Annotated in this window: 20 protein-coding genes, 1 tRNA gene and 1 pseudogene; 15 read left to right on the top strand and 7 right to left on the bottom strand. The window is 68.9% G+C overall.

Annotated elements, in window-relative coordinates; genetic code table 11:
- Window positions 1–8: 8 nt before the first annotated feature.
- The 4 genes from AC5Y4H_RS14850 to nudC all read left to right on the top strand — a co-directional run bounded on the left by AC5Y4H_RS14850 (window position 9) and on the right by nudC (window position 8,545).
- A complete protein-coding gene (locus AC5Y4H_RS14850) occupies window positions 9–3,137 on the top strand; it encodes a PD-(D/E)XK nuclease family protein (protein ID WP_499982894.1) in 3,129 nt (1,042 codons plus the stop codon).
- On the top strand, window positions 3,134–6,448 hold the full coding sequence (locus tag AC5Y4H_RS14845) for an ATP-dependent helicase (protein WP_499982891.1): 3,315 nt from the start codon (window positions 3,134–3,136) through the stop codon (window positions 6,446–6,448). Before AC5Y4H_RS14850 ends, AC5Y4H_RS14845 begins: the two co-directional genes overlap by 4 nt.
- Window positions 6,449–6,542: 94 nt before the next feature.
- Window positions 6,543–7,613, top strand: a complete 1,071-nt coding sequence (locus AC5Y4H_RS14840; RefSeq protein WP_499982890.1) for a potassium channel family protein — start codon at window positions 6,543–6,545, stop codon at window positions 7,611–7,613.
- A complete protein-coding gene (gene nudC / locus AC5Y4H_RS14835; protein ID WP_499982888.1) occupies window positions 7,613–8,545 on the top strand; it encodes an NAD(+) diphosphatase in 933 nt (310 codons plus the stop codon). Before AC5Y4H_RS14840 ends, nudC begins: the two co-directional genes overlap by 1 nt.
- Window positions 8,546–8,555: 10 nt before the next feature.
- Here nudC and mrx1 read toward each other — a convergent pair whose 3' ends face one another.
- Entirely contained in the window at window positions 8,556–8,810 is a 255-nt protein-coding gene (mrx1, locus tag AC5Y4H_RS14830) for a mycoredoxin Mrx1 (protein WP_499982887.1), read from the bottom strand.
- A gap of 171 nt (window positions 8,811–8,981) precedes the next feature.
- Between mrx1 and AC5Y4H_RS14825 the strand changes: the two genes are divergently transcribed.
- From AC5Y4H_RS14825 to AC5Y4H_RS14815, 3 genes are all read left to right on the top strand, one after another.
- Entirely contained in the window at window positions 8,982–11,093 is a 2,112-nt protein-coding gene (locus AC5Y4H_RS14825) for an ATP-dependent DNA helicase UvrD2 (RefSeq protein ID WP_499982885.1), read from the top strand.
- Between the two features lie 101 nt (window positions 11,094–11,194).
- Entirely contained in the window at window positions 11,195–11,353 is a 159-nt protein-coding gene (locus AC5Y4H_RS14820; protein WP_499982883.1) for a hypothetical protein, read from the top strand.
- Window positions 11,354–11,490: 137 nt separating this feature from the next.
- Complete coding sequence (locus tag AC5Y4H_RS14815) at window positions 11,491–11,763, top strand: WhiB family transcriptional regulator (RefSeq protein ID WP_499982881.1); 273 nt, start codon at window positions 11,491–11,493, stop codon at window positions 11,761–11,763.
- Window positions 11,764–11,768: 5 nt separating this feature from the next.
- Here the strand turns inward: AC5Y4H_RS14815 and AC5Y4H_RS14810 are convergent, their stop codons facing one another.
- From AC5Y4H_RS14810 to AC5Y4H_RS14800, 3 genes are all read right to left on the bottom strand, one after another.
- A complete protein-coding gene (locus AC5Y4H_RS14810) occupies window positions 11,769–13,112 on the bottom strand; it encodes a macrolide-binding ATPase MABP-1 (RefSeq protein WP_499982879.1) in 1,344 nt (447 codons plus the stop codon).
- A 126-nt stretch (window positions 13,113–13,238) separates the two neighbouring features.
- Window positions 13,239–14,102: a cyclodehydratase gene (locus AC5Y4H_RS14805; protein ID WP_499982877.1), complete on the bottom strand. Its 864-nt coding sequence runs from the start codon at window positions 14,100–14,102 to the stop codon at window positions 13,239–13,241.
- 36 nt (window positions 14,103–14,138) lie between these two features.
- On the bottom strand, window positions 14,139–15,533 hold the full coding sequence (locus AC5Y4H_RS14800; protein WP_499982874.1) for a zinc-dependent metalloprotease: 1,395 nt from the start codon (window positions 15,531–15,533) through the stop codon (window positions 14,139–14,141).
- Between the two features lie 100 nt (window positions 15,534–15,633).
- Here AC5Y4H_RS14800 and AC5Y4H_RS14795 point away from each other — a divergent pair, with 100 nt between their 5' ends.
- Both AC5Y4H_RS14795 and AC5Y4H_RS14790 read left to right on the top strand, forming a co-directional pair.
- Window positions 15,634–16,656: a YlbL family protein gene (locus tag AC5Y4H_RS14795; RefSeq protein WP_499982873.1), complete on the top strand. Its 1,023-nt coding sequence runs from the start codon at window positions 15,634–15,636 to the stop codon at window positions 16,654–16,656.
- 74 nt (window positions 16,657–16,730) lie between these two features.
- Window positions 16,731–19,715, top strand: a complete 2,985-nt coding sequence (locus AC5Y4H_RS14790) for a UPF0182 family protein (protein ID WP_499982871.1) — start codon at window positions 16,731–16,733, stop codon at window positions 19,713–19,715.
- A gap of 3 nt (window positions 19,716–19,718) precedes the next feature.
- Here the strand turns inward: AC5Y4H_RS14790 and AC5Y4H_RS14785 are convergent, their stop codons facing one another.
- Complete coding sequence (locus AC5Y4H_RS14785; RefSeq protein WP_499983045.1) at window positions 19,719–20,663, bottom strand: GlxA family transcriptional regulator; 945 nt, start codon at window positions 20,661–20,663, stop codon at window positions 19,719–19,721.
- A 129-nt stretch (window positions 20,664–20,792) separates the two neighbouring features.
- Here AC5Y4H_RS14785 and AC5Y4H_RS14780 point away from each other — a divergent pair, with 129 nt between their 5' ends.
- The 4 genes from AC5Y4H_RS14780 to AC5Y4H_RS14765 all read left to right on the top strand — a co-directional run bounded on the left by AC5Y4H_RS14780 (window position 20,793) and on the right by AC5Y4H_RS14765 (window position 22,903).
- The gene (locus tag AC5Y4H_RS14780) at window positions 20,793–21,443 is read left to right on the top strand and encodes an HD domain-containing protein (protein WP_499982868.1); all 651 of its coding nucleotides are present in this window, start codon (window positions 20,793–20,795) and stop codon (window positions 21,441–21,443) included.
- 17 nt (window positions 21,444–21,460) lie between these two features.
- Entirely contained in the window at window positions 21,461–22,165 is a 705-nt protein-coding gene (locus tag AC5Y4H_RS14775; protein ID WP_499982866.1) for a nitroreductase family protein, read from the top strand.
- Between the two features lie 46 nt (window positions 22,166–22,211).
- Window positions 22,212–22,748 (top strand): cupin domain-containing protein, encoded by a 537-nt coding sequence (locus AC5Y4H_RS14770; RefSeq protein WP_499982865.1) that lies wholly within the window; start codon window positions 22,212–22,214, stop codon window positions 22,746–22,748.
- A 78-nt stretch (window positions 22,749–22,826) separates the two neighbouring features.
- Window positions 22,827–22,903, top strand: a tRNA-Met gene (locus tag AC5Y4H_RS14765).
- 37 nt (window positions 22,904–22,940) lie between these two features.
- Here AC5Y4H_RS14765 and AC5Y4H_RS14760 read toward each other — a convergent pair.
- Together AC5Y4H_RS14760 and AC5Y4H_RS14755 are read right to left on the bottom strand one after the other, a co-directional pair.
- Window positions 22,941–23,435 (bottom strand): glutathione peroxidase, encoded by a 495-nt coding sequence (locus AC5Y4H_RS14760; RefSeq protein WP_499982864.1) that lies wholly within the window; start codon window positions 23,433–23,435, stop codon window positions 22,941–22,943.
- 571 nt (window positions 23,436–24,006) lie between these two features.
- Window positions 24,007–24,537: a hypothetical protein gene (locus tag AC5Y4H_RS14755; protein ID WP_499982862.1), complete on the bottom strand. Its 531-nt coding sequence runs from the start codon at window positions 24,535–24,537 to the stop codon at window positions 24,007–24,009.
- A 312-nt stretch (window positions 24,538–24,849) separates the two neighbouring features.
- On the opposite strand from AC5Y4H_RS14755, the pseudogene AC5Y4H_RS14750 reads away from it, so the two are divergent.
- Both AC5Y4H_RS14750 and AC5Y4H_RS14745 read left to right on the top strand, forming a co-directional pair.
- Window positions 24,850–24,939, top strand: a pseudogene (locus tag AC5Y4H_RS14750) (hypothetical protein); the annotation flags it as partial.
- Window positions 24,940–25,242: 303 nt separating this feature from the next.
- On the top strand, window positions 25,243–25,640 hold a 398-nt coding region (locus tag AC5Y4H_RS14745), incomplete at its 3' end, for an MlaD family protein (RefSeq protein WP_499982861.1).

Raw genomic sequence — 25,640 nt, 5'->3', positions numbered from 1 at the left:
ATGCCGTCATGGCCTACACGTGGGATGCCGAAGCGCACACCGTCTTAGACCTCGGTGCGCGCGGTCAGCTCCGCATTCTCGGTGGGCCCGGCACCGGCAAGAGCAGCCTGCTGATAGACGCCGCGGTCGCGCGGATCGACGCCGGTGTCAACCCGGAATCGGTTCTGCTGCTTAGCGGTTCCGGGCGGATCGGCATGGCCGAGCGCGGCGCGTTGACGACGGCGCTGCTGCGCTCGCGATCCACCGGCCCGGGCCGGGCCGCCGTCAGCGAGCCGCTGGTGCGGACCGTGCACGGGTACGCGTACGCCGTCCTGCGTCGCGCCGCCGGACGCGCCGGCGAGGCGCCCCCCCGGCTTGTCACCAGCGCCGAGCAGGACGCCATCATCCGGGAACTGCTGGCCGGAGACCTCGAGGACGGACCGCGCGCGGCGACGGCGTGGCCGGCCCAGCTGCGGCCCGCACTGAGCACCGCCGGCTTCGCGACCGAGCTTCGAAACCTGTTGGCTCGCTGCGCCGAGCGCGGCGTGGATCCCCGGGAGCTGGAGCGGCTCGGCCGTCGTTGCCGGCGGCCGGAGTGGAGCGCCGCCGGCCAATTCGCCCGCCAGTACGAACAGGTCATGCTGCTGCGCGCGGCGGTGGGCACCGCCGCGCCGGAGGCGACGGCACCGGCGCTGGGCGCGGCGGAATTGGTCGGCGCCGCGCTGGAAGCGTTCGCCGTCGACCCCGAGTTGCTGTCGGCCGAACGCGGCCGGATCCGCGTGTTGCTGATCGACGACGCCCAGCAACTCGACCCGCAGGCCGCCCGCCTGGTCCGGGTGCTCGCGGCGGGCGCCGAACTGGCGCTGATCGCCGGCGATCCCAACCAGGCGGTGTTCGGCTTCCGGGGCGGCGAACCGGCCGGGCTGCTCGGCGGCGACGGGCCTTCGGTGACGCTGTCGACGTCGCACCGCTGCGCGCCCGCCGTGGCGCGCGCGGTCAGCGGTATCGCCGGAAGGTTGCCCGGCGGCAGCAGCGGCCGGTGGATCGACGGCGCCGGTGCGGGGGAGGGATCCGTGACGGTGCGACTGGCCGCGTCGGCGCACGCCGAGGCGGCGACCATCGCCGACGCGCTGCGGCGGGCACACCTGATCGACAGCGTGCCCTGGTCGCAGATGGCGGTCATCGTCCGGTCGGTGCCGCGCGCCGGTGCGCGATTACCTCGCGCGCTGGCCGCCGCCGGGGTGCCGGTGGCCGCACCCGCGGTGCGCGGTCCGCTGTCCGAGGAGCCGGCCGCGCGGGCCCTGCTCACCGTGCTGCTGGCGATCGCCGACGGGATCGACGGGCAGCAGGCGCTGGCATTGCTGACCGGCCCCATCGGTCGTGTCGATCCGGTCTCGTTGCGCCGGCTGCGCCGAACGCTGCAGCGCGCCAACCCCGGTCGCCTGCCGGGAGACTTCGCCGACCTGTTGGTCGAGGCGCTGTCCGCTGACGTGACGCCGCCGGGACCGCAATTCGCCCCGCTGCGAAGGGTCCGCGCGGTGCTGGACGCGGCCGCACGCTCGCATGCCGCCGGTGACGACCCTCGCTACACCCTGTGGGCGGCCTGGCACCGGTCCGGGCTGCAGCGCCGCTGGCTGACGGTGAGCGAGCGCGGCGGCCCCGCCGCCGCGCAGGCCACCCGGGACCTCGAGTCGGTCACCGCGCTGTTCGAGGTCGCCGACGACTACGTGTCGCGCACCTCGGGTGCGTCGTTGCGTGGTCTGGTCGAGCACATCGCCTCGCTCGCGTTGCCGAGTGTCACCCGCGAGCCGGCCGTCGCGGCCGAGCAGGTCAGGGTGCTCAGCGCGCACGCCGCGCTGGGGCACGAATGGGATTTCGTGGTCATCGCCGGACTGCAGGATGGCTTGTGGCCCAACACCGTTCCGCGCGGCGGCGTGCTGGCCACTCAGCGGCTGCTGGACGTGCTGGACGGCGTCGGCGCGCACGCCTCGGTGCGGGCGCCGCTGCTGGCCGAGGAGCGCAGGCTGTTGGTGGCGGCGATGGGCCGGGCCCGGCGCTGGCTGCTGGTGACGGCCGTCGACAGCGACGCCGGTGTGGAGGCCGCGCTGCCGTCAGCGTTCTTCACCGAGATCGCGCAGTGGGCCGACGGAGACGCCGATGGCGCCGGCGTGCAACCGGTCTCGGCGCCGCGGATGTTGTCCGCGGCCGCGCTGGTAGGCAGGCTGCGCGGCGTGGTGTGCGCGCCCGACGGGGCGGTGGACGAGCGCGCCCGCGACTGCGCGGCAACGCAATTGGCTCGGCTGGCCAAAGCCGGTGTGCCCGGCGCCGACCCGGCCGGATGGCACGGCCTGACCCCGATCAGCACCACCGAACCGCTGCGCGACAGCGGCGACGTGGTCACCTTGACGCCGTCGACCATGCAGACACTCAACGAGTGCCCGCTGCGCTGGCTCGCCGAGCGGCACGGCGGATCCGACGCTCGCGACGTGCGCTCGGCGATCGGGTCGGTGGTGCACGCCCTGATCGCCGAACCGCACCGGAGCGAATCGGAATTGCTGGCCGAGCTGGACCGCGCCTGGAAGCATCTGCCCTTTGCGGCGCAATGGCATTCGGCCAACGAGCTGGCCCGGCACCGCGCCATGCTGGAGGCGTTTGTCGAGTGGCGGGCGCAGACCCGCGGCGCGCTGACCGAGGTCGGCGTCGAGGTCGAGATCGACGGAACCGTGGCCACCGAGGACGGCGGCGAGGTGCGGCTGCGTGGCCGGGTCGACCGGCTGGAGCGCGATGCGGCCGGGCGCCTGGTGATCGTCGACATCAAAACCGGCAAGACACCTGTCAGCAAGGACGATGCGCAACAGCACGCCCAGTTGGCCATGTATCAGCTGGCGGTGGCCGAGGGATTGGTCGGCGACGGGACCGACAACGTCGAGCCCGGCGGCGCGCGGCTCGTATACCTCGGCAAGACCGGGGCGTCCGGAGTTGCTGAACGCGAACAGGATCCGCTGACCGCCACCGCCGGAGAGGAGTGGCGTGGGGTCATCGCGCGTGCGGCGGGTGCGACGTCGGGTCCGCAGTTCATCGCGCGGCGCAACGACGGCTGCGCGCACTGCCCCGTCCGGCCGAACTGCCCAGCCCACGCCGACGGATCGCAGCGATGACCCCGCCGCGCTACAGCCCCGCCGAATTGGCCGGCGCACTGGGGCTTTTCCCGCCGACCGAGGAGCAGGCCGCCGTGATCGCCGCGCCGCCGGGGCCGCTGGTGGTCATCGCCGGGGCCGGCGCCGGCAAGACCGAGACCATGGCCGCGCGGGTGGTGTGGCTGATCGCCAACGGCTACGCCGCGCCCGGCCAGGTGCTCGGACTGACGTTCACCCGTAAGGCCGCCGGCCAGCTGCTGCGTCGCGTCCGGTCCCGGCTGGCCCGGCTGGCCGGCGTCGGCCTGGGAGCGCCGGGCACCGCAGGCGATGCGGCTATCGACACCGACGGCGCGCCGACGGTCAGCACCTACCACGCCTTCGCGGGCTCGTTGCTGCGCGACTACGGGCTGTTGCTGCCCGTCGAACCGGACACCCGGCTGCTCGGCGAAACCGAGTTGTGGCAGCTGGCTTTCGACGTGGTGAACACGTATCCGGGGCAACTGCGAACCGACAAGACCCCCGCGGTCGTCACCTCGATGGTGCTGCGGCTGTGGGGACAACTGGCCGAACACCTGGTGGACACCGGCCAGCTGCGCGACACCCACGTGGAGTTGGAGCGGCTCATCCACTCCCTGCCCGCGGGTCCCTACCAACGGGACCGCGGCCCGAGTCAATGGCTGCTGCGGCTGCTGGCCACCCAGACCGAACGCACCGAACTGGTGCCGCTGCTCGACGCGCTCAACGACCGCATGCGCGCCGCCAAGGCGATGGACTTCGGGATGCAGATGGCCTCGGCGGCCAGGCTGGCGTCGGCGTTCCCACAAGTCGGCGCGGAGCTGCGCGGCCGCTACCGGGTGGTACTCCTCGACGAGTATCAGGACACGGGGCACGCCCAACGCATCGCGCTCTCAGCACTATTCGGTGGGGGAGTCGACGACGGGCTGGCGCTGACGGCCGTCGGCGACCCCATTCAGTCGATCTACGGCTGGCGCGGCGCGTCGGCGACCAATCTGCCGCGGTTCACCACCGACTTCCCCCGATCCGACGGCACCCCCGCGCCGATCCTCGAATTGCGCACCAGCTGGCGCAATCCGCCGCGTACCCTGCGGGTTGCCAACGCGGTCTCGGCGGAGGCGCGTCGGCGATCGGTGGCGGTGCACGCGCTGCGCCCGCGCCCGGATGCCCCGGCCGGTACCGTCCACTGCGCATTGCTGCCCGATGTCACGGCCGAGCGGGAGTGGATCGCCGACCATCTCGACCAGCGATACCGGCGGGCCCGCGACGACGGCGCCGGGCCGCCGACGGCCGCGGTGCTGGTGCGCCGCAACGCCGATGCCGCGCCCATGGCCGAGGCGTTGCGCGCCCGCGGCATCCCCGTCGAGGTCGTCGGGCTGGCCGGGCTGCTCACCATTCCCGAGGTCGCGGAGGTGGTGGCCATGCTGCGCCTGGTCGCCGATCCGACGGCCGGCGCGGCGACGATGCGGGTGCTCACCGGGCCACGCTGGCGCCTCGGCGCCCGCGACCTCGCGGCGCTGTGGCAGCGCGCGCGTGCACTCGGCGGAGCCGTGCCGCCCGCCGCTGTTTCCTCGCCCGAGTCGATCGCGAGGGCTGCCGGCCCCGACGCCGATACCGTGTGCCTGGCGGACGCGATCTCCGATCCCGGTGCGGCCAACGCCTATTCGGCTCCGGGATATCGGCGCATCACCGCGCTGGCCGCCGAGCTGAGTGCGCTGCGCGCCCACCTCGGTCACCCGCTGCCCGATTTGGTCGCCGAGGTGCGCCGTGTGCTGGGCATCGACTGCGAAATCCGGGCCGCGGCGGTTCTCGGTGCCGGCTGGGCCGGCACCGAGAACCTGGACGCGTTCGCGGACGTCGTCGCCGGTTATGCGGAAAGCGCCGACTCCGCGACCGGGCCTGCGGACGGATCGGCATCCACGTCGGTGGCCGGCCTGCTGGCATTCCTCGACGTCGCCGAGACCGTCGAGAATGGTTTGGCGCCAGCTCCATTGACGGTCGCCCGCGACCGCGTCCAGGTGCTCACCGTGCACTCCGCGAAGGGGCTGGAATGGCAGGTCGTCGCGGTGGCCCACCTGTCCGGCGGCACCTTCCCGTCGACGGGGTCGAAGAGCACTTGGCTCACCGACGCCGCCGAGCTGCCGCCGCTGTTGCGCGGCGATCGCGCCGCCGCGGGCGCGCTGGGCATTCCGGTAATGGACACCTCCGACGTCACCAATCGAAAGCAACTGTCGGACAAGATCTCCGAGCATCGCCGCCAGCTCGAGCAGCGGCGCATCGACGAGGAGCGGCGGCTGTTGTACGTCGCCGTCACACGGGCCGAGGACACCCTGCTGGTGTCCGGACACCACTGGGGCGGCACCGGCATCAAGCCGCGCGGGCCGTCGGAATTCCTCTGCGAAATCAAGGCCTTGATCGATGATTCGGCCGCGACCGGCGACCCTTGCGGAACGGTGGAACATTGGGTGCCCCCGCCCGCCGACGGTGAACGAAACCCGCTACGCGACAACGTCGTCGAAGCGGTATGGCCGCCCGAACCGCCGGCGCGGCGCCGCGACGACCTCGAGCATGGGGCCGCATTGGTGAGGCAGGCGCTGATGAGCGCCACGAGCGAGACGGGTGTCGATGTGGAGGGCTGGGCCGCCGACGTCGATGCGCTGCTGGCCGAGCGCGCCCGGGCGATGCAGCCGGCGCCCCGTGCCCTGCCCGGCCAGTTGTCGGTCAGCTCCCTGGTCGGCCTGGCCCGCGACCCGGCGGGCACCGTGCAGCGGTTGGTGCACCGGTTGCCGTCTCGGCCGGAGCCGCATGCTCTGTTGGGCAATGCCTTTCACGCCTGGGTTCAGAAATTCTATGGCGCCGAGTGTCTGTTCGAGCTGGGCGATCTGCCGGGCGCCGCGGATTCCGAGGCCGGCGACGCCGCGGAACTGGCCGCGCTGCAGGATGCCTTCAACAAATCGCCTTGGGCCGCAAGGACTCCCGTTGCCGTGGAGGTGCCCTTCGAAATGCCGATCGGTGACACACTGGTACGCGGGCGCATCGACGCCGTCTTCGCCGATCCCGACGGCGGCGCCACCGTGGTGGACTGGAAGACCGGTGAACCGCCGCGCGGGCCGGAAGCGATGCGGCAGGCCGCCGTCCAGCTCGCCGTGTACCGGCTGGCGTGGGCGGCGTTGGCCGGCGTCCCGGAATCCTCGGTGCGCACCGCCTTCTACTACGTGCGTGCCCGCACCACCGTGATACCCGAGGAACTGCCGAGCGACGCGGCGCTCGCAGGGCTGCTGATGGATCCGGACGGCGACCGTCGAGTCCGGGTGTGACGTGCGCCGCCCGAGTATTGGCGGAGCTGTGGCCGTGGTTACATAAGACCCGTGCGTGTCTCGTGCGCAAAAGATAAGCCGATGACGGGCCGCCGTGGGCAACGGTAGGTCCCGAAGGCTGCGCGGTCTGGACGAAACCCTGACTGCTCAGCGCGGCCACCAGCTGATCGGCGTGGTGCGCATCCCCGAGGAGCATGCGAGTCCCATCCGGGTCATCACCCGCCGCCTGGCCATCGCATTGGTGGTGCTGTTCGCCGCGGCGCTCATCGTCTACCTGGACCGCAACGGTTACCGTGACGTCCGCGACGAACCGCTGACCTTCCTGGACTGTGTGTACTTCTCAGCGGTGTCGCTGTCGACCACCGGCTACGGCGACATCACGCCGTACACCGAAACCGCGCGTCTGGTGCACACCCTGATCTTCACCGCGCTGCGCATCGCGTTCTTGGCCGTGTTGGTCGGCACCACGCTCGAAGTGCTTTCCGAGCGGTCTCGCCACGGGTGGAAGATTCAGCGTTGGAGGAGCAGAGTGCGCAACCACACCATCGTGATCGGTTATGGGACCAAGGGGAAGACGGCGGTCGCCGCGATCCTCGGTGACGAGACGGTTCAGACTGAGGTCGTCGTCGTCGACACCGATCGCAGCACGCTCGAGCACGCCCAAAGCGCGGGCCTGGTCACCCTGCATGGCGATGCCACCAAAGCCGACGTGCTGCGGCTGGCCGGCGCCCAGCATGCGGCGTCCATCATCGTCGCGACCAGCCGCGACGACACCGCGGTGCTGGTGACGCTGACGGCCCGCGAGATCGCACCCAACGCCAAGATCGTCGCCTCGATCCGCGAGACGGAAAACCAGCACCTGCTGCAGCAGTCGGGTGCGGACTCGGTGGTGGTGTCCTCGGCCACCGCCGGCCGGCTGCTCGGGCTGGCCACCACCACACCCAGCGTCGTGGAGATGATCGAAGATCTGCTGACCCCGGACGTCGGGCTGGCCATCGCCGAGCGGGAAGTGGAGCAGACCGAAGTCGGCGGATCGCCGCGGCACCTGCGCGACATCGTGCTCGGCGTGGTGCGCGACGGCCACCTGCTGCGCATCGGCGCACCGGAAGTGGACGCCATCGAGTCCAACGACCGACTGCTCTACATCCGAGACGCCGACCACTGATGGCGATAGCGGACTTTCAGCTGCGCAGCGTCCCGCTGCTGTCGCGTGTGGGTGCCGACCGCGCCGATCAGCTGCGCACCGACGTCGAGGCGGCCAGCGCCGGCTGGGCGGATGCGGCGCTGCTGCGGGTGGATTCGCGCAATCAGGTGCTGGCCGCCGACGGCAGGGTGGTTCTCGGTGCCGCCGTCGAAATAGGCGACAAGCCGCCGTCGGAGGCCGTGTTTCTGGGCCGCATCGAGGACGGCCGTCACGTCTGGGGCATCCGCGGCGCGCTGCAGGCCCCGGAGGATCCCGACGCGCACGCCGAGGTGGTGAACCTGCGCAGCCTCGGCCCGATCTTCGACGACACCAGCAGCCAGCTGGTGTCCGCCGCCGTCGCCTTGCTGAACTGGCATGAGAAGGCGCGTTTCAGCCCCGAGGACGGCTCGCCGACGAGACCGGCCCGGGCGGGCTGGGCCCGCGTCAATCCGGTCACCGGTCACGAGGAGTTTCCCCGGATCGACCCGGCGGTGATCTGCCTGATCCACGACGGCGGTGACCGCGCGGTGCTGGCCCGCCAGGCGGTGTGGCCGGAGCGGATGTTCTCGCTGCTGGCCGGGTTCGTCGAGGCCGGCGAATCTTTCGAGGTGTGCGTCGCTCGCGAGATCCGCGAGGAGATCGGCCTGAGCGTCCGCGACGTGCGATACCTGGGCAGTCAGCCGTGGCCGTTCCCGCGCTCGCTGATGGTCGGCTTCCACGCCGTCGGTGACCCGGGTGAAGAATTCTCGTTCAACGACGGCGAGATCGCCGAGGCGGCCTGGTTCACCCGCGATGAGGTGCGCGCCGCGCTGGCGGCGGGGGACTGGTCCAGCTCGTCGGACTCGAAACTGCTGCTGCCCGGGTCGATTTCGATCGCCCGGGTGATCATCGAATCCTGGGCCGCGATCGACTGACCGGGTACAGCTAGGCGCCGGCCTCGGCCAGCTTCGCCTTCACCTGGGCCGCGGTCGGATTGGTCAGCGTCGACCCATCGGCGAACTTCACCGTCGGAACCGTCCGGTTGCCGCCGTTGACCGAGCTGACGAAATCAGCGGCCGTCGCGTCGTGCTCGATGTCGACCGCCTCGTAGGGGATTCCGTTGGACTTCAGCACGGTCATGAGCCGATGGCAGTAACCGCACCAGGAGGTCGTGTAGACGGTGAGCGGGGCAGAGGTCATAGCTGGTTAACGTAGCCGGGCGACGACGCATTCCACGCCGGGGGTGCGGCCCCGGCGCGCAGCGGAATGCGTCGTGAGATCCGCCGACTCGCCGGGGCGACTCGCCACTCCCGCCGATTAGGGCGTGGCGATGCGCCGGGTTTGTCGGCGACCGCTGCCAAGATGGACGCCATGCCGACGGTTGCCGATCCATTGACAGCCGGGCTGGACGACGAGCAGCGCGAGGCCGTGCTGGCTCCCCGCGGCCCGGTCTGCGTGCTGGCCGGCGCCGGAACGGGAAAGACCCGCACCATCACGCACCGGATCGCCCAGCTGGTCGCCGGCGGCCACGTGGCGGCCGGGCAGGTGCTGGCGGTCACGTTCACCCAGCGGGCGGCGGGGGAGATGCGCTCGAGGTTGCGCACGATCGACGCCACGGCGGGCGCGGGCACGACCGTCGGCGCGGTCTCGGCCCTGACCTTCCACGCGGCCGCCCACCGGCAGCTGCGGTATTTCTGGCCGCGCGTGGTCGGCGACACGGGATGGCAGCTGCTGGACAGCAAATTCGCGGTGGTCGCGCGGGCGGCCGGCCGCGCCCGCATCAACGTCAGCACCGACGACGTGCGCGACCTGGCCGGTGAGATCGAGTGGGCCAAAGCGTCGTTGATCGGGCCGGAGGAATACCCGGCCGCGGTGGCCGCCGCCGCACGCGACATCCCGCTGGACGCCGCCCGGGTTGCCGGCGTTTACGCCGCCTACGAGGCACTCAAGGTGCGCGACGAGAACGTCACCCTGCTGGATTTCGACGACCTGTTGCTGCACACCGCGGCCGCGATCGAAAACGATGCCGCCGTGGCCGAGGAGTTCCGGGACCGGTACCGCTGCTTCGTCGTCGACGAATATCAGGACGTCACGCCGTTGCAGCAGCGGGTGCTGACGGCGTGGCTGGGCGATCGCGACGACCTGACGGTGGTGGGCGACGCCAACCAGACCATCTACTCGTTCACCGGGGCCTCTCCGCGGTTCCTGCTCGACTTCTCCCGCCGGTTCCCCGACGCCACCGTGGTGCGCCTGGAGCGCGACTACCGCTCCACCCCGCAGGTGGTGTCGTTGGCCAACCAGGTGATCGCGGCGGCCCGCGGCCGGGTCGCCGGTAGCAAGCTGCACCTGGTGGGTCAGCGGGCGCCGGGTCCGGCGCCGTCGTTCCACGAGCATCCCGACGAACCGGCCGAGGCCGCCGCGGTCGCGGTGTCGATCAAGCGGCTCATCGAATCCGGCACCCCGCCGTCGGAGATCGCGGTGCTGTACCGGGTCAACGCGCAGTCGGAAATCTACGAGGAGGCGTTGACCGAGGCCGGCATTCCCTATCAGGTTCGCGGGGGCGAAGGATTTTTCAACCGCCAGGAGATCAAGCAGGCCCTGCTGGCGTTGCAGCGGGGCGCGGAGCGGACCGGCGGCGAGCCCCTACCGGAGCCGCTGACCACCGTGGTCCGCGCGATCCTGGAGCCGTTGGGGCTGACGGCCTCCGAACCCGTCGGCACCCGGGCCCGGGAGCGATGGGAGGCCCTGACCGCGCTGGCCGAGCTGGTCGACGACGAGGTGGCCCAACGACCGCAGCTCGACTTCCCCCGACTGGTGGCCGAACTGCGCACGCGGGCCGACGCCCGGCACCCACCGGTGGTGCAGGGCGTCGCGCTGGCCTCGCTGCACGCCGCCAAGGGGCTCGAGTGGGACGCGGTGTTTCTGGTCGGACTGGCCGACGGCACGCTGCCCATCTCGCACGCGCTGGCACACGGCGCCGAAAGCGAAGCGGTCGAGGAGGAGCGGCGGCTACTCTACGTCGGAATCACCAGGGCCCGAATGCATTTGGCGCTCAGCTGGGCGCTGGCGCGCAGCCCGGGCGGGCGCCAGGGCCGCAAGCCGTCGCGGTTCCTCAACGGCATCGCGCCCCAGGCGCGGGCCGATGCGGCGCCGAACAAGTCCCGGCGTAACCGGGCCACGGCGACGCGCTGCCGGATCTGCAACAACAACCTGACCACCCCGGCGGCCGTCATGCTGCGGCGCTGTGAGACCTGTGCCGCCGACATCGACGAGGACCTCTTGCTGCGGCTCAAGGCTTGGCGCCTGGACGTCGCCAAGGAGCAGAAGGTGCCCGCCTACGTCGTCTTCACCGACAACACGCTGATCGCCATCGCCGAGCTGCTGCCCGGCGACGAGGAGGCACTGATCGGGATTCCCGGCATCGGCGCGCGCAAGCTGGAACAGTACGGCCCCGATGTGTTGGAACTGGTCCGCAAGCGCTGACCGGTAAACCCGCTGGTCAGAAAATCGGTTGTGGTCATCGGTGGTCACCGTTTACCCTCGAAACCGCAACTCGGCACTACGGGAGAAGGAGGGTGGCCACGATGATCAACGACGCGTTCGGCATAGGCATGGCCCGCCCCGCCCTGGCCGCGGGTACCTTCCATGCCGCACACGCCGCCCCGGCGGCCGCGCGTAAGCATCGCGCCGCCGCCGTGACCGACGCGTCCGTAGATGTCGGGGGCCCACCGAAGGCAAGGTAAGCACCAGCCCGGTTTTCTCCCAGATGGCCACGGACCCGACGTCACCAGGATCCGTGGCCATAGTTGTAGGTCGGCGCCCCTTCGACCTGGTCCGGATCACGGCAAAGTAACCCAGACCAGGAAGTAGGTGGTAGGACATGTCGGCACCGACAGTCCCCAGACAAGCCCTGCCGTGTCATGTCGGCGATCCCGACCTGTGGTTCGCCGACACCCCTGCCGATCTCGAGCGGGCCAAGACGCTGTGCGCCGGCTGCCCGGTCCGGCGGCAGTGCCTGGCCGCCGCGTTGGAACGGGCCGAGCCCTGGGGTGTGTGGGGCGGCGAAATCATCGACCGCGGCGCGGTTTTGAGCTTCAAACGACCGCGCGGACGACCCCGCAAGGGCGGCAGTCAGGACGAGGCCGCCGCCTAGTTGACCTAGACGACCGCGCTGTCCGGTTCGGCGAAGCCGGGCACCAGCTCTTCGGACAGCGCCTTGATCGGCACGTGGGCGTCGAGCTGGCACAGGATTGCGGCCACCGACATGATCACCCGCATCGGGATGACCAGTTTGGGCGGCAGGTCCATCTGGCGGGCCGTGCGGATCTGGGACACCGACCGGTCGATCTCGATGGTGGACATCTTCTGCAGCCACTTACGGGTGTAGTGGAAGACCTCGACCTCGACCGGTTCGACGTACTGGCGCAGCATGTCGTCGATGTCGCGCACCGACACCTGCTGGCCCTTTTGGATGAAGCCGGCCTTCTCCATCGTCGGCAACAGCATGTCGTAGTTCTTGTCACGGGCCAGCCGGATGGTCATACCGAGCTCGATCGGCAACCCGCCGGGCAGCGGCGCGACGGCACCGAAGTCGATCACGCCCATGCGGCCGTCGGGAAGCAGCATGAAGTTGCCGGGGTGGGCGTCGCCGTGCAGCATCTGCAGCCGGCGCGGTGCGTCGAAGGTCAGCTCGAGCAGTCGCGTGCCCATCAGGTCGCGCTGCTCGGTGGTGCCGTGCCGGATGATCTCGGCCATCGGGGTGCCCTGCATCCACTCCTGGATCACCACCTTCGGCGCGCTGGCCACGATGCGCGGCACCGCGAAGTGGGGGTGGTCGTGATACGCCTTGGCGAAGGCGCGCTGGTTCTCGGCCTCCAGCCGGTAGTCCAGCTCCATCTCGGTGCGCTCGATGAGCTCGTCGACCACGCCCTGGATGTCGGCGCCCGGTGCGAGCTGCTTGAACACGCCGACCAGGCGCTGCATGGTCTTGAGGTCGGCGCGTAGCGCCTCGTCGGCGCCGGGGTACTGGATCTTGACCGCCACCTCGCGGCCGTCGGCCCAGACGCCCTTGTGGACCTGGCCGATGCTGGCCGAGGCCACCGGGGTGTCGTCGAACGAGCTGAACCGCTCGCGCCACTTGGTGCCCAGCTGGGCATCGAGCACGCGGTGCACCTTGGCCGCCGGCAGTGGCGGGGCGTCCTTTTGCAGCTTGGTCAGCGCTTCGCGGTAAGGCTCGCCGAACTCCTCGGGAATCGCGGCTTCCATCACCGACAGGGCCTGACCCACCTTCATCGCGCCGCCCTTCAGCTCACCGAGGACGGTGAACAGTTGGTGGGCGGCCTTCTCCAGGAGCTCGGCCTGGACCTCGTCCCTGGACTTGCCCGACAGCCGTTTACCGAATCCGATCGCTGCCCGGCCGGCGAATCCGACCGGAATGCTGGCCAGCTTCGCGTTCCGCGCGGCACGGCCCCTTTTGATATCTGCCACGCATCCATCATCCATGATGACCAGCGCGATGTGGAGAGACGTCGACAACACTCGTTGTCACGTTTCGTAAGTGCAGGTCGGCGGAGCGAACGGCCGTCACCTCGCGACCACGACGCCAAGTGCCGCAACGGAAGTAGTGCGTCAGCAGGAGCACAACGGATGCCTGGTCCACGGTCGTGTCACGATCGCGCCGGTGTGCAGGTCGAATTCCAGGGTCGCGTTCAGCGTCTGCGGAGGCCCGGGCTCGGCGGACTCCTGCCCGTGCACGGCCGCGATCACCCGGTTCACCTGGCTGAGCGCCAGCGCCGCGGTCGCCAGAACGGTGGCCCGATCGGCTACGCCGACGGTCTCCCGCAGCTGCGCGCAAATGGCCGGCCACGCCGCGTCGCGGTCCCGGCGGTGCAGGTCGGCGCAGCTTAGGCAGCTGGTCACGCCGGGAATCACCAGCGGACCGACCAGCCCGATGCCGTCGCGCACCCGCACCAACAGATGCGCGACGCCCTGGTTGTGCAGGTCACGCACCATGCGCGGGTCGGCGACCAGGAAGTCCGACAGCACCACCAGGTCGACGTCGTCGGCGGACACCGCGGCGTGCGGTTGGCTGCTGTGCGCGATCCGGGCGCCCGAGCAGCGCAGCGTTTCCACCAGCAGTTCGGAGAGCGGGCCGCGGCCGTGGATCCGCACCGAGGCCGCCCGGGCGCGCGGTCGCCCGCATTCGGTGGCGACGCCGGCTTTGACCAGTTGCGCGACCAGGTTTCGCAGACCCTCGGCGTCGGTCAGGCCTCGGTCGAGCGCGCGGCGCTGCAGCTCCGAGAGGGGGGTCGGCGACCACATCGTCCGCAACAGCGTGGCCAGCTCGGCGGCGGCCAGGCCGTCCGGCGGGCGGACCAGCACCGCGCGGCGCGGATCCCAGCCCACCTGGACCGCACCGTCGGGACGCAGCAGCACCGGCAACGCGGGATCCAGCGCATAGGTGGAAAGGACGGCCCCGCACCGCTGAGTCACCGCGCAACTGTGTCACGCCGGGGGTGATGTCTCCGGTCAGTTATCCACAGGGCCGCCGTCGCCGGCCGGGCCGTCGGGGCCCTGGCCCTCGCGCTCGAGTTTGGCGATGGCTTCGTCGATCCCGCTGGTGTCCCCGCCGATGACGCGGTCGATGAAGCCGGCCGGCTCGTCGAGGTCATCGGCGTCGGGCAGCAGGTCGGGGTGTTGCCAGATCCCGTCACGGGTGTCGACCCCGGCGGCCTCCGTCAGCCGCTCCCAGAACGCGGCGGCCTCACGCATCTTGCGGGGCCGCAGCTCGAGGCCGACCAGGGTGGCGAAGGTCTGCTCGGCGGGGCCGCTGCTGGCCCGGCGGCGGCGCATGGTCTCGCCCAGCGCGGCCGCGCCCGGAATCCGGTCGCCCAGCGCGCCCGCCACCACTACCTGCACCCAGCCCTCGATCAGGGCGAGCAGTGTTTCCAGGCGCTCCAGTGCCTGCGTCTGCGCCGGCGTGGCCTGGGGTTCGAAAACGCCCTGCCCGAGCAGGTTTTCGATGGCCGCCGGGTCCGACAGCGACGCCGGATTGAAGTCGCGGGCCAGCTCCTCGATGCCGGACATGTCGATCTCCATGCCCATCGCATACGCCTCGACGGCGCCAAGCAGTTGGCTCGACAGCCACGGCACATGGCTGAACAGCCGGTGGTGGGCGGCCTCTCGCGCGGCCAGAAACGTCAGGACCTCGCTACGCGGCCGTTCCAGGCCGGTGGCGAAGGACTCGACGGCGTCGGGCATCACCGCAGCAATCCCCTTGGGCCCCAACGGCAAACCGATGTCGGTCGAGGTCAACACCTCGCGGGACAATCGGCCCAGCGCCTGCCCCAGCTGCGACCCGAACGCCATTCCACCCATCTGCGACATCATCTGCATGAGCGGGCCGGCCATGCTCTTGGCCTCTTCGGGCAGCGACGCCGCCCAGACCGTCGAAATCTGTTGTGCCATCGGGTCGCAGAGCCGTTTCCACGTCTCCAACGTGTTGTCGACCCAGTCGGCGGGGGTCCAACCCAGCGCCTTCGTGGTGCCCGCGGGCAGCGCCGTGGCCCCGTCCAGCCAGGTTTCGGCCAGGCGCACCGCGTCGGCGATCGCCGAGTTGGTGGTGTCCGGAACCGGCGCCACAAAACCGATCGAATTCGTCGCGACCCGCCGCGCCAATTCGTAATTCACCGGACCCGAGGCGCTTCCGCCCGACCCGACAGTGCCCGCGCTGCTGAACATCTGACCCAGTTGGGTGAAGATCTGCCCCAGGTCGCCCATGCCGAATTCACCGCTCATGCCGAAGGCGGCGAACGGGTCAGACGGGTTCGAGCCCGAATCGGGATCTTTTTTCCCGGGTTTGTCGGGGTCGTCTCCGGAGGAGAAGCCGAAAGGCAGGTCAGCCATACCCCCAACGGTACTCACCACTTGGTCAGGGGGCGCGACCTCGGGTCAGCTTGTAGCTGAACGCGGTAGAACGTTGCAGCCGAACCCCGCGCCCGGGCCGCCGTCTAGTGTGATCCGCGTGAACAGGCGCATCCTGACCTTGATGGTCGCGCTGGTGCCGATCCTGGCGTTCGGCGTGTTGCTGGCGGTGGTGACGGTGCCGTTCGTGTCGCTGGGGCCCGGGCCCACCTTCGACACGCTCGGCGAGGTCGACGGCAAGCAGGTCGTGGCGATCGAGGGCACCCAGACGCACCCGACGACCGGCCACCTCAACATGACGACGGTGTCCCAGCGCGACGATTTGACGCTGGGCGAGGCGCTGACGCTGTGGCTCTCGGACACCGAACAGCTGGTGCCGCGCGACCTCATCTATCCGCCGGGCAAGTCGCGCGAGGACGTCGACAAGGCCAACAACGCGGACTTCAAGCAATCCGAGGACAGCGCCGCCTATGCGGCCTTGGGCTACCTCAAGTACCCCGCGGCGGTGACCGTCGCCAAGGTCCCCGAGCCGGGTCCCTCGGCGGGCAAGCTCAAGACGGGCGACGCCATCGACGCGGTCAACGGAGTGCCGGTGGCCACCGTCGACGAGTTCACCGGACTGCTGAAGAACACCAAGCCGGGCCAGGTGGTGACGATCGACTACCGCCGCAAGAAGGAGCCGGCCGGGGTGGCGCAGATCACGCTGGGCGCCAACAAGGACCGCGACTATGGCTTTCTGGGTGTCGCGGTGCTCGACGCGCCGTGGGCGCCGTTCTCCGTGGACTTCAACCTGGCCAATGTGGGCGGACCGTCCGCCGGATTGATGTTCAGCTTGGCGGTGGTCGACAAGTTGACCACCGGGGACTTGGCCAAGTCGAACTTCATCGCGGGCACCGGCACCATTTCGTCCGACGGCAAGGTCGGCCAGATCGGCGGCATCACCCACAAGATGGTCGCCGCGCACGCGGCCGGGGCGACGGTCTTCCTGGTGCCGGCGAAGAACTGCTACGAGGCCAGCTCGGACAATCCGTCCGGCCTGCGGCTGGTCAAGGTCGAGACGCTCGGCCAGGCCGTGGATGCGCTGCACGCGATCGGGTCGGGTGGGCAGCCGCCAAGCTGCTAGCGAACCTTGATGGTCACGGGTAGTGCCATGCGTAGAGTTGTCACCGTCTAGCCATCGATCAGGGAGCGTAGCCAGTGGGGATGCGGCCCACCGCACGGATGCCGAAGCTGACTCGGCGTAGCCGGATTCTGATCCTGATCGCACTGGGTGTGATCGCACTGCTGCTCGCGGGTCCGCGGCTGATCGACGCCTACGTCGACTGGCTGTGGTTCGGCGAGCTCGGCTACCGCTCGGTGTTCTCCACCGTGCTGGTCACCCGGTTCGTGGTCTTCTTGATCGCCGGTCTGTTGGTCGGCGGCATCGTGTTCGCCGGGCTCGCGGTGGCTTACCGCACGCGGCCGGTGTTCGTGCCGAGCAACGACAACGATCCGGTGGCGCGCTACCGCGCCCTGGTGCTGTCCCGCTTGCGACTGGTGAGCGCCGGCATCCCGGTGGCGATCGGTCTGCTGGCCGGCATCATCGCGCAGAGCTATTGGGTGCGGATCCAGTTGTTCCTGCACGGCGGCGACTTCGGCATCAAGGACCCGCAGTTCGGCAAGGACCTCGGCTTCTACGCGTTCGAGTTGCCGTTCTACCGGCTGCTGCTCAGCTATCTGTTCGTCGCCGTGTTTTTGGCCTTCGTCGCCAACCTGTTGGCGCACTACATCTTTGGCGGCATCCGGCTGTCGGGTCGAACGGGCGCGCTGAGCCGTTCCGCGCGGATCCAGCTGGTCACCCTGGTCGGGTTGTTGGTGGTGCTCAAGGCGATCGCGTACTGGCTGGACCGGTATGAGTTGTTGTCGCACACCCGCGGCGGCAAGCCGTTCACCGGCGCCGGATACACCGACATCAACGCGGTGCTGCCCGCCAAGCTGATCCTGATGGCGATCGCGCTGATCTGCGCGGCCGCCGTGTTCTCCGCGATCGTGCTCAAGGACTTGCGGATCCCGGCGATCGGGTTGGTCCTGCTGCTGTTGTCCTCGCTGATCGTTGGCGCCGGGTGGCCGCTGATCGTCGAGCAGATCAGCGTCAAACCCAATGCCGCGCAGAAGGAAAGCGAGTACATCAGCCGCAGCATCGTCGCGACGCGGCAAGCCTACGGCCTGACCTCCGACCAGGTCACCTATCGCAACTACACCGGCGACGCCCAGGCCGCCGCCCAGCAGGTCGCCGACGACCGCGCGACCACGTCCAACATCCGGCTACTCGACCCGACGATCGTCAGCCCGGCGTTCACCCAGTTCCAGCAGGGCAAGAACTTCTACTACTTTCCCGACCAGCTCTCCATCGACCGCTACCAGGACCGCAACGGGGCGTTGCGTGATTACGTCGTGGCGGCGCGTGAACTCAACCCCGACCGGCTGATCGAGAACCAGCGAGACTGGATCAACCGGCACAGCGTCTACACCCACGGCAACGGGTTCATCGCCTCGCCGGCCAACACGGTCCGCGGCGTCGCCAACGATCCCAACCAAAACGGTGGCTACCCCGAGTTCCTGGTCAACGTCGTCGGTGCCAACGGCGGGGTGGTGTCCGATGGCCCAACGCAACTCGACCAGCCGCGCGTTTACTTCGGGCCGGTCATCTCCAATACGTCGGCCGACTACGCGATCGTCGGCCGCAACGGCAACGATCGCGAATACGACTACGAGACCAACAACGAAACCAAGAACTACACCTACAGCGGCCTCGGCGGGGTCCCGCTCGGCGACTGGCTGTCGCGCAGTGTGTTCGCCGCGAAGTTCGCCGAGCGAAACTTCTTGTTCTCCAACGTGATCGGCTCCAACAGCAAGATCCTGTTCAACCGCGACCCCGCGCGGCGGGTGGAGGCGGTGGCGCCGTGGCTGACCACTGACAGCGCGGTGTACCCGGCGATCGTCAACAAGCGACTGGTGTGGATCATCGACGGCTACACCACACTGGACAACTACCCGTATTCCGAACTCACGTCGCTGGAATCGGCGACCGCGGACTCCAACGAGGTGGCGTTCAACAAGCTGGCGCCGGACAAGCGGGTCTCCTACATCCGCAACTCGGTGAAGGCGACCGTGGACGCCTACGACGGCACCGTCACGCTGTATCAGCAAGACGAACAGGACCCGGTGCTCAAGGCCTGGATGCGGGTGTTCCCGGGCACGGTGAAGCCCAAGAGCAACATCAGCCCGGAGCTGGCCGAGCATCTGCGCTATCCCGAGGACCTGTTCAAGGTGCAGCGGATGCTGCTGGCGAAATACCACGTCAACGATCCGGTGACGTTCTTCTCGACCTCGGATTTCTGGGACGTGCCGCTGGATCCGAACCCGACGGCCAGCAGCTACCAGCCGCCGTACTACATCGTCGCGAAAAACATTGCGAAGAACGACAATACGGCGTCGTATCAGCTGACCAGCGCGATGAACAGGTTCAAGCGCGACTATCTGGCCGCCTACATCAGCGCCAGCTCCGACCCGGGGACCTACGGCAGGATCACCGTGCTGACCATCCCGGGTCAGGTCAACGGGCCGAAGCTGGCCAACAACGCGATCACCACCGATCCTGCGGTGTCCCAGGACCTCGGCGTGATCGGGCGCGACAATCAGAACCGGATCCGGTGGGGCAACCTGCTCACCCTGCCGGTGGGGCAGGGCGGGCTGCTCTATGTCGAACCCGTGTATGCCTCTCCGGGTGCGAGCGACGCGGCGTCGTCCTACCCGCGGCTGATCCGGGTGGCGATGATGTACAACGACAAGATCGGGTACGGCCCCACCGTGCGGGACGCCCTGACCGGGCTGTTCGGTCCGGGCGCGGGTGCGGCCGCGACGAGCATCCAGCCCACCGAAGCAGGGACACCCGTCGCGAGTCCGCCGCCCAGCGCGCCGGCGCCGGTCGCGACACCCGGATCGCCGCCGCCCGTCGCGGCCGTGCCCCCGGCTCCGGACGGGTCGGTGACGCTGTCGCCCGCCAAATCCGCTGCTCTGCAAGAGATTCAGGCGGCGATCGGCGAGGCCAAGGACGCGCAGAAGAAGGGCGATTTCGCCGGCTACGGTGCGGCGCTGCAGCGGCTGGACGACGCGATCACCAAGTACAACAACACCAAGTAGCCGTCACGCGTAGGCCGTTCGGAATCTGTCCCGGTAAGCCTTGGGGCTGATGCCCAGGTGGTTGACGAATGCGCGTCGCAGCGTTTCGATGCTGCCGAAGCCGGCCATGCCCGCGGTCTCGGTGACCGACCGGCCGGATTCCAGTGCGCCACGGGCGAAATCGATCCGAACCAATTCGACGTAGCGTGCCGGGCTCATCCCGAGCTCCGATTGAAACAGCCGGGTGAGTTGGCGGGTGCTCAAAGAGGCCAGGGCCGCAAGCTTTTTCACGCTGTAGTCGGCACCTGGGTCGGCCGCGATCGCGTCGGTGACCGGGCGCAGGGCAGACTGCGGTGGGGGATCGGCCTCGAGCAAGACCGAGAATTGTGATTGGCCGCCCGCGCGTTTGAGGTAGACGACCAGCCACCTGGCGACGTCGCGTACCAGCTCCGGTCCGTAATCCATTTCGACCAGCGCCAGCGCCAGGTCGATGCCCGACGAGATGCCGGCCGAGGTGAAGATGTCGCCGTCGCGGACGAAGATCGCGTCCGGCTCGACGCTCACATCCGGAAAGGCCCGGGCCAGCAACCGGGTGTCGTGCCAGTGTGTGGTCGCACGCCGGCCGCGCAGCACGCCGGCCTGCGCGAGGATGAACGACCCCGTACAAATAGATGCGAGGCGCCGGGTCCGTGCCGAGACCGATCGGATGGCCTCCACCAGGGCGGGGTCGATGGCGCGGCTCGGTAGGTTGTCGCTGCCGGCGACCATGACGGTATCGGCGGAGTCAATCGCCGAAATGCTGTCCGTGACGCCCAATCGCGCCCCGATCGAGCTGGTGACGTCGCACCCGTCCACGGACGCGATTTTCACCTCGTAGTCGGCGCCGAACCGGTTGGCCTCGACGAACACCTCACCGGCGCCCGCGACGTCTAACAGCGTCACCCCGTCGAAGACGACGATCGCCACCACCCGAGAACGCGCTTTGGCTGCAGACACGCAGCCATTGTGTCGCTTTCTGTGGACAGGACGGCCCGAACGGGCAGGGTCGGATTCCCCGGGCGGCCGCACACTCATAGGCAACCGGAAGGAGACGACACCATGACTACCAGCTCAATCGACACCATCGCCGGCGTCCACGTGCCCGACACCGCGCTGGTGCGCGAGGTCACCGAGCTCATCCGCGACACCGAGGACGAGTTGCTCTTCAACCATTCCCGGCGGGTGTTCTTCTTCGGCGCGCTGCAGGGCCTGCGTCGTGGGCTGCAACCCGATCCGGAGTTGCTGTACGTCGCGGCGATGTTCCACGACCTCGGCCTGACCGAGCGCTACAGCGGCTCCGCCGTCCGCTTCGAGGTCGACGGCGCCAACGCGGCCCGGGACTTCCTGCTCAACCATGGCGTCGACGAAGCCGACGCAGACAAGGTGTGGCTCGGCATCGCCTTGCACACCACCCCCGGCGTCCCGGAGTTCATGGCCCCCGAGGTCGCCCTGCTGCAGGCCGGCGTGGAAGTCGACGTGGTCGGTGTCGGACGCGAGCAGTTGGCTCCCGAGGCGCTCGCGGCGGTGACCGCCGCCCACCCCCGCCCACAGTTCAAGCAGCGCATCCTGGCGGCGTTCAACGACGGCATGAAGCACCGCCCGCGGACCACCGACGGCACCATGAACGCCGACGTGCTGGCGCACTTCGATCCCGCGTTCGAACGCGTCGACTTCGTCGACCGCATCCTCAACAACAGCTGGCCCGAGTAGCGGAAGGGAGCGAAGCCATGGACATCTACGAAGGCCTCTACACCACCAGGATGATGCGGCGGCTGCGGCCGGATCCGATCCCGCTGGACACTCAGGCCCGCATCCTCGATGCGGCGGTCCGCGCGCCCAACGGGGGCAACACCCAGCGCTGGCACTTCGTGGCCGTCGACGATCCGGAACTCATCGGAAAGTTCGCCGAATTGTTCCGGAAGGCGCGCGCCCTCGAATACGAGAAGTTCAAGGCGGGGACGGGACCGATGGTGGCGACGGCCCCCGGTGCGGACCCGGCCGCTCACGTTGCAACCATGCGACGAATGAAGGGCTCGGGTGATTACCTGGCCGACCACTTCGAAGAAATTCCCCTGTTGCTCTTCGTCTTCGCCATCGATGACCTTGGCGGGGCGAACATCTACCCGGCGATCTGGAGTGCGTTGCTCGCGGCCCGTGCCGAGGGCGTCGGCGGTGTCATGACGATGGTGCTCCGCAATTTCGAGGACGAGGTGAACGAGTTGCTGGGCGTTCCCGTTGCGCAGGGCTGGAAGATGTCGGCCATGCTCACCCTCGGTTATCCGCTGGGCAGGTGGGGCGTCGCGGCCAATCGCCATCCCGTGCATGAGGTTTCATCGCGCAACGGCTGGGACAAGCCGTTCGGCATCGAGGTACCGCAACCGCTGTGGCCACCGCATGACGACGCGATGACCGGCCTGGCCGCAGCCGGCTGACAAGCCGACCGAGCATTGCGGCGCAAGGAAGAGGAAGGTGAGTCGCATGACCGAGCTGAACGACATCGGGGTGACCGTGGTGCAGCCGGGGGAGGGTGACGTCGTCACTCTGCCGGGCTTCGGGGCGGTGTTCAAGATATCCGGCAAGACCAACGGCGGTGAGGTGTCCATCGTCGAGCACCCGTTCGCGGTCGGCCTGCTCACGGCGGCGCACCGGCACACCCGGGAGGACGAGCATTCGATCGTCCTGGCCGGCGAGATCGGCTTCCGCTCCGACGACAGCGAGGTGGTCTTGGGACCCGGTGGCTACATCACCAAACCCCGCGGCCAGATGCACGCGATGTGGAATGCCGGCAGCGAGCCGGGCCGCATCGTCGAGATCATCACCCCGGGCGGATTCGAGAACTATTTCCGGGAACTCGGCGAGTTGCTCACCGAGCACGCGGACGGCCCGGCGGGCACGCCGCTGCACGAGTTGCCCGAGTTCGGCGAGCTCGCCGACAAGTACGGGCTGACGTACGGATCGCCGGAGTGGATGGACGTCATCGCGCAGCGGTACGGGCTGAACCCGCCGTCGCACTGACCGATCTGAGCTTTCGACTGCCGCTGAGCGCGCGATTTGGTCGCCGTGACGCCGGTTCGGTAACCTGGCATTCACCAACGCGGGGTGGAGCAGCTCGGTAGCTCGCTGGGCTCATAACCCAGAGGTCGCAGGTTCGAATCCTGTCCCCGCTACCAGGTAAAGCGGCTCCCGGAGATTTTCCGGGGGCCGCTTTCATGCCGATCGGGGCAGGACGGCCTCGATGGCGTTGATGACCTCGGGGGCGTCGGGCTCGGTGCGGGGCCGGAACCGGTGCACCACCTCACCGCCGGGGGCGAGGAGAAACTTCTCGAAGTTCCACTGGATGTCTCCGGCCTGGCCGTCGGCGTCGGCGGTTTTGGTCAGCTCGGCGTACAGCGGGTGACGGTCCTCGCCGTTGACGTCGGTCTTCGCCAGCAGAGGAAACGTCACCCCGTAGGTCGTCGAGCAGAACTCCTGGATCTCGTCGGCCGTGCCCGGCTCCTGGCCCATGAACTGGTTGCAGGGGACGCCGACGACCGTCAGGCCGCGCTCGCCATAGTCCTTGGCCAATTTCTCGAGTGCCGTGTATTGCGGCGTCAGCCCGCATTTGGAGGCTACGTTGACGACCAGCGTTGCGCCGTCGGACAATTCGGCCAGCGTCGTCGGCCGGCCGTCAAGGGTGGTCAGGGCGATGTTGTTGAGGATCACGGGTCGACGCTAACCCACCAGCGACTCCGGTTTCTCGACGTGGTCCGGCGCGCACCTCGACCGTGGTTTCACGTTCGGGACGATCGGTATGTAGTCACCGAGGCAGTTGGCAGCACCCGAGCCGGAGCCGCCCGACAGGCCGCGGAGACCGCCGAGGGCGCGCGACCGAGTTTGGCCACCCGCACGGCCCAGATACGACGGCGGGTGCAGGAACTTCACCAACGGCGAAATGAGTTGGCCGCCGGCGATCGACCGTCGTCGGAATCGGTGGACTTGGCGCGTCACCGCGCCGAGGAGTCGGTGCGCCATGCCCTAGGAGCCCACCACGCCGCCGCCCAGCGGCACGAGGAGTTGGCACGGACCCACGAGCGGACCGCGAACAGCTACCAACAGGCCGCCATGCGATTTGCCGCATGGGGAGTGGACGATCCCGATCAGCTTCAGGATCAGGCCGACCAACACTGGCAGGCCGCACACGACAGTCGGCTACAGAGCATGGAAGACCAAGCGAAGGCCGACAAGCCAAAAACAGTCCTCGTCGGGCTGATGCATGTCGGCCCGCGTCCGACGATCAGAGCCAGCCGGTGCGGGCGGCGGCAACCGGTTCGGCGGGGGCAGGGGCCAATTCGCCGCTGCGCACCCCGTCGAGCAACCGTTTCACCGCGGCGACGATCTCCGGTGCGGCCGCCGCGAGTCCGGCGGTGTCGGCTTCGCTGACCTCGTCGACGCCGGCGCGGGCCAGCACGGCGGCCGGGTCGGCCAGCTGCTCGGTCAACCAGGCAAGGGGGTCGGCCGACAGCTCGGGGACGAAGTGCCGGCGGCTGGGCTCCCAGCCGTCGAAACGGGGGTGGTGATGGGCCCGGTCCAGTGTCCCGGGCGGGCTCTCCGTGGACCCGAAAAGATCCACCCGCCACACCGGGCGGGTGAAGGCGATCGGGACGCCGGCGTAGATCGAGCCCTGGGGCGCGGCCCGGTCGACGAGCCGAAGTTCCAGTCTGACGCCCCGCTCCGGGGTCTCTTGACCCTCGTGCGGGGACGGGTCGATGAAGTACATATCCCCGACGACCACGCCCAGGGATTCGAATCCGAACGCTGCGAGCATCGCGCACCTTTCCTAGTCCTGATCGAGCCTAGACCTGGGGTCTGGACCCAGGGCGGCCATGAATTATGTGAACGCTGGTTCGAGCACCCGGGGCCGAAGCGGTACATTGCACGGGTCCTGGTTATCTAGGTGTCCCGGGCGAAGTCTGGGGTCATTCGCCGCAGCGCCCGGACGGCTGCGGCGCGAACGTGAGGGGCGGCGGCGGTCTTGTCGGCAGATTCGGGCCCGGGCTCACCCGTCCAGATCAACTCGCAACGGACCCGCCGAACAAGCTGTCGCCGTCGCGGTGTTTGTTGTGTGCGCACTGATTTCGCGCCCTACAACAACCTGCACACCGGATCGCCGTAGGCGATCGAATACGTCTGGGGCCGCAGGGTCGGCGACAACACCATCAACCCGTAGCAGCATACTCAGGGCGCGAAACATCTGCGGGAGAACATAATTCGTTTCCCAACGCAATCGCTAGGCCCCCGTCGGTGGGAGAAGTTATTCGAGAGCCCGCCGGTTTGCGCCGTTGCTTTGTTTGTGCCACTGCATCGCGGTACATTTCACTGGTCTTATTTCATAGGTGTACAGGCCAGCGCCGGGTGGCGACGGTCCCGAGGTTAAGGGGTAGCGGTGGCGACGGTGGGTTACCCCGATAACCGATCGCGCGGGCGGCCGCCCATCTTCGGACCCAGAATCCTGCGGCCCACGGAATAGGCCATGGAAGGTTCACCCGTTCAGATCAACGACTCGCGAGAGCCGCCCTACCGGTTCATGACCTTTGTCGTGCTGGTGGTGCTCGCGGTGATCTTCACCTTGGTCTACATCCAGTTTCGCGGAGGTTTCACTCCCAAGACCGAGTTGACGATGATGGCTTCGCGGGCCGGTTTGGTGATGGATCCGGGTTCGAAGGTGACTTATAATGGGGTGGAGATCGGCCGGGTGGGGTCGATTTCGGAGACGGTGCGTGATGGCAAGCCGGCGGCGAAGTTCATCCTCGAGGTGTATCCGCGGTATTTGCAGTTGATCCCGTCGAATGTGAATGCCGATATCAAGGCGACGACGGTGTTCGGTGGCAAGTATGTGTCGTTGACGACGCCGGCCAATCCGTCGCCGCA

It is taken from the genome of Mycobacterium sp. NGS58, assembly GCF_059812385.1.
This window is presented reverse-complemented; position numbering and strand designations above follow the sequence as displayed.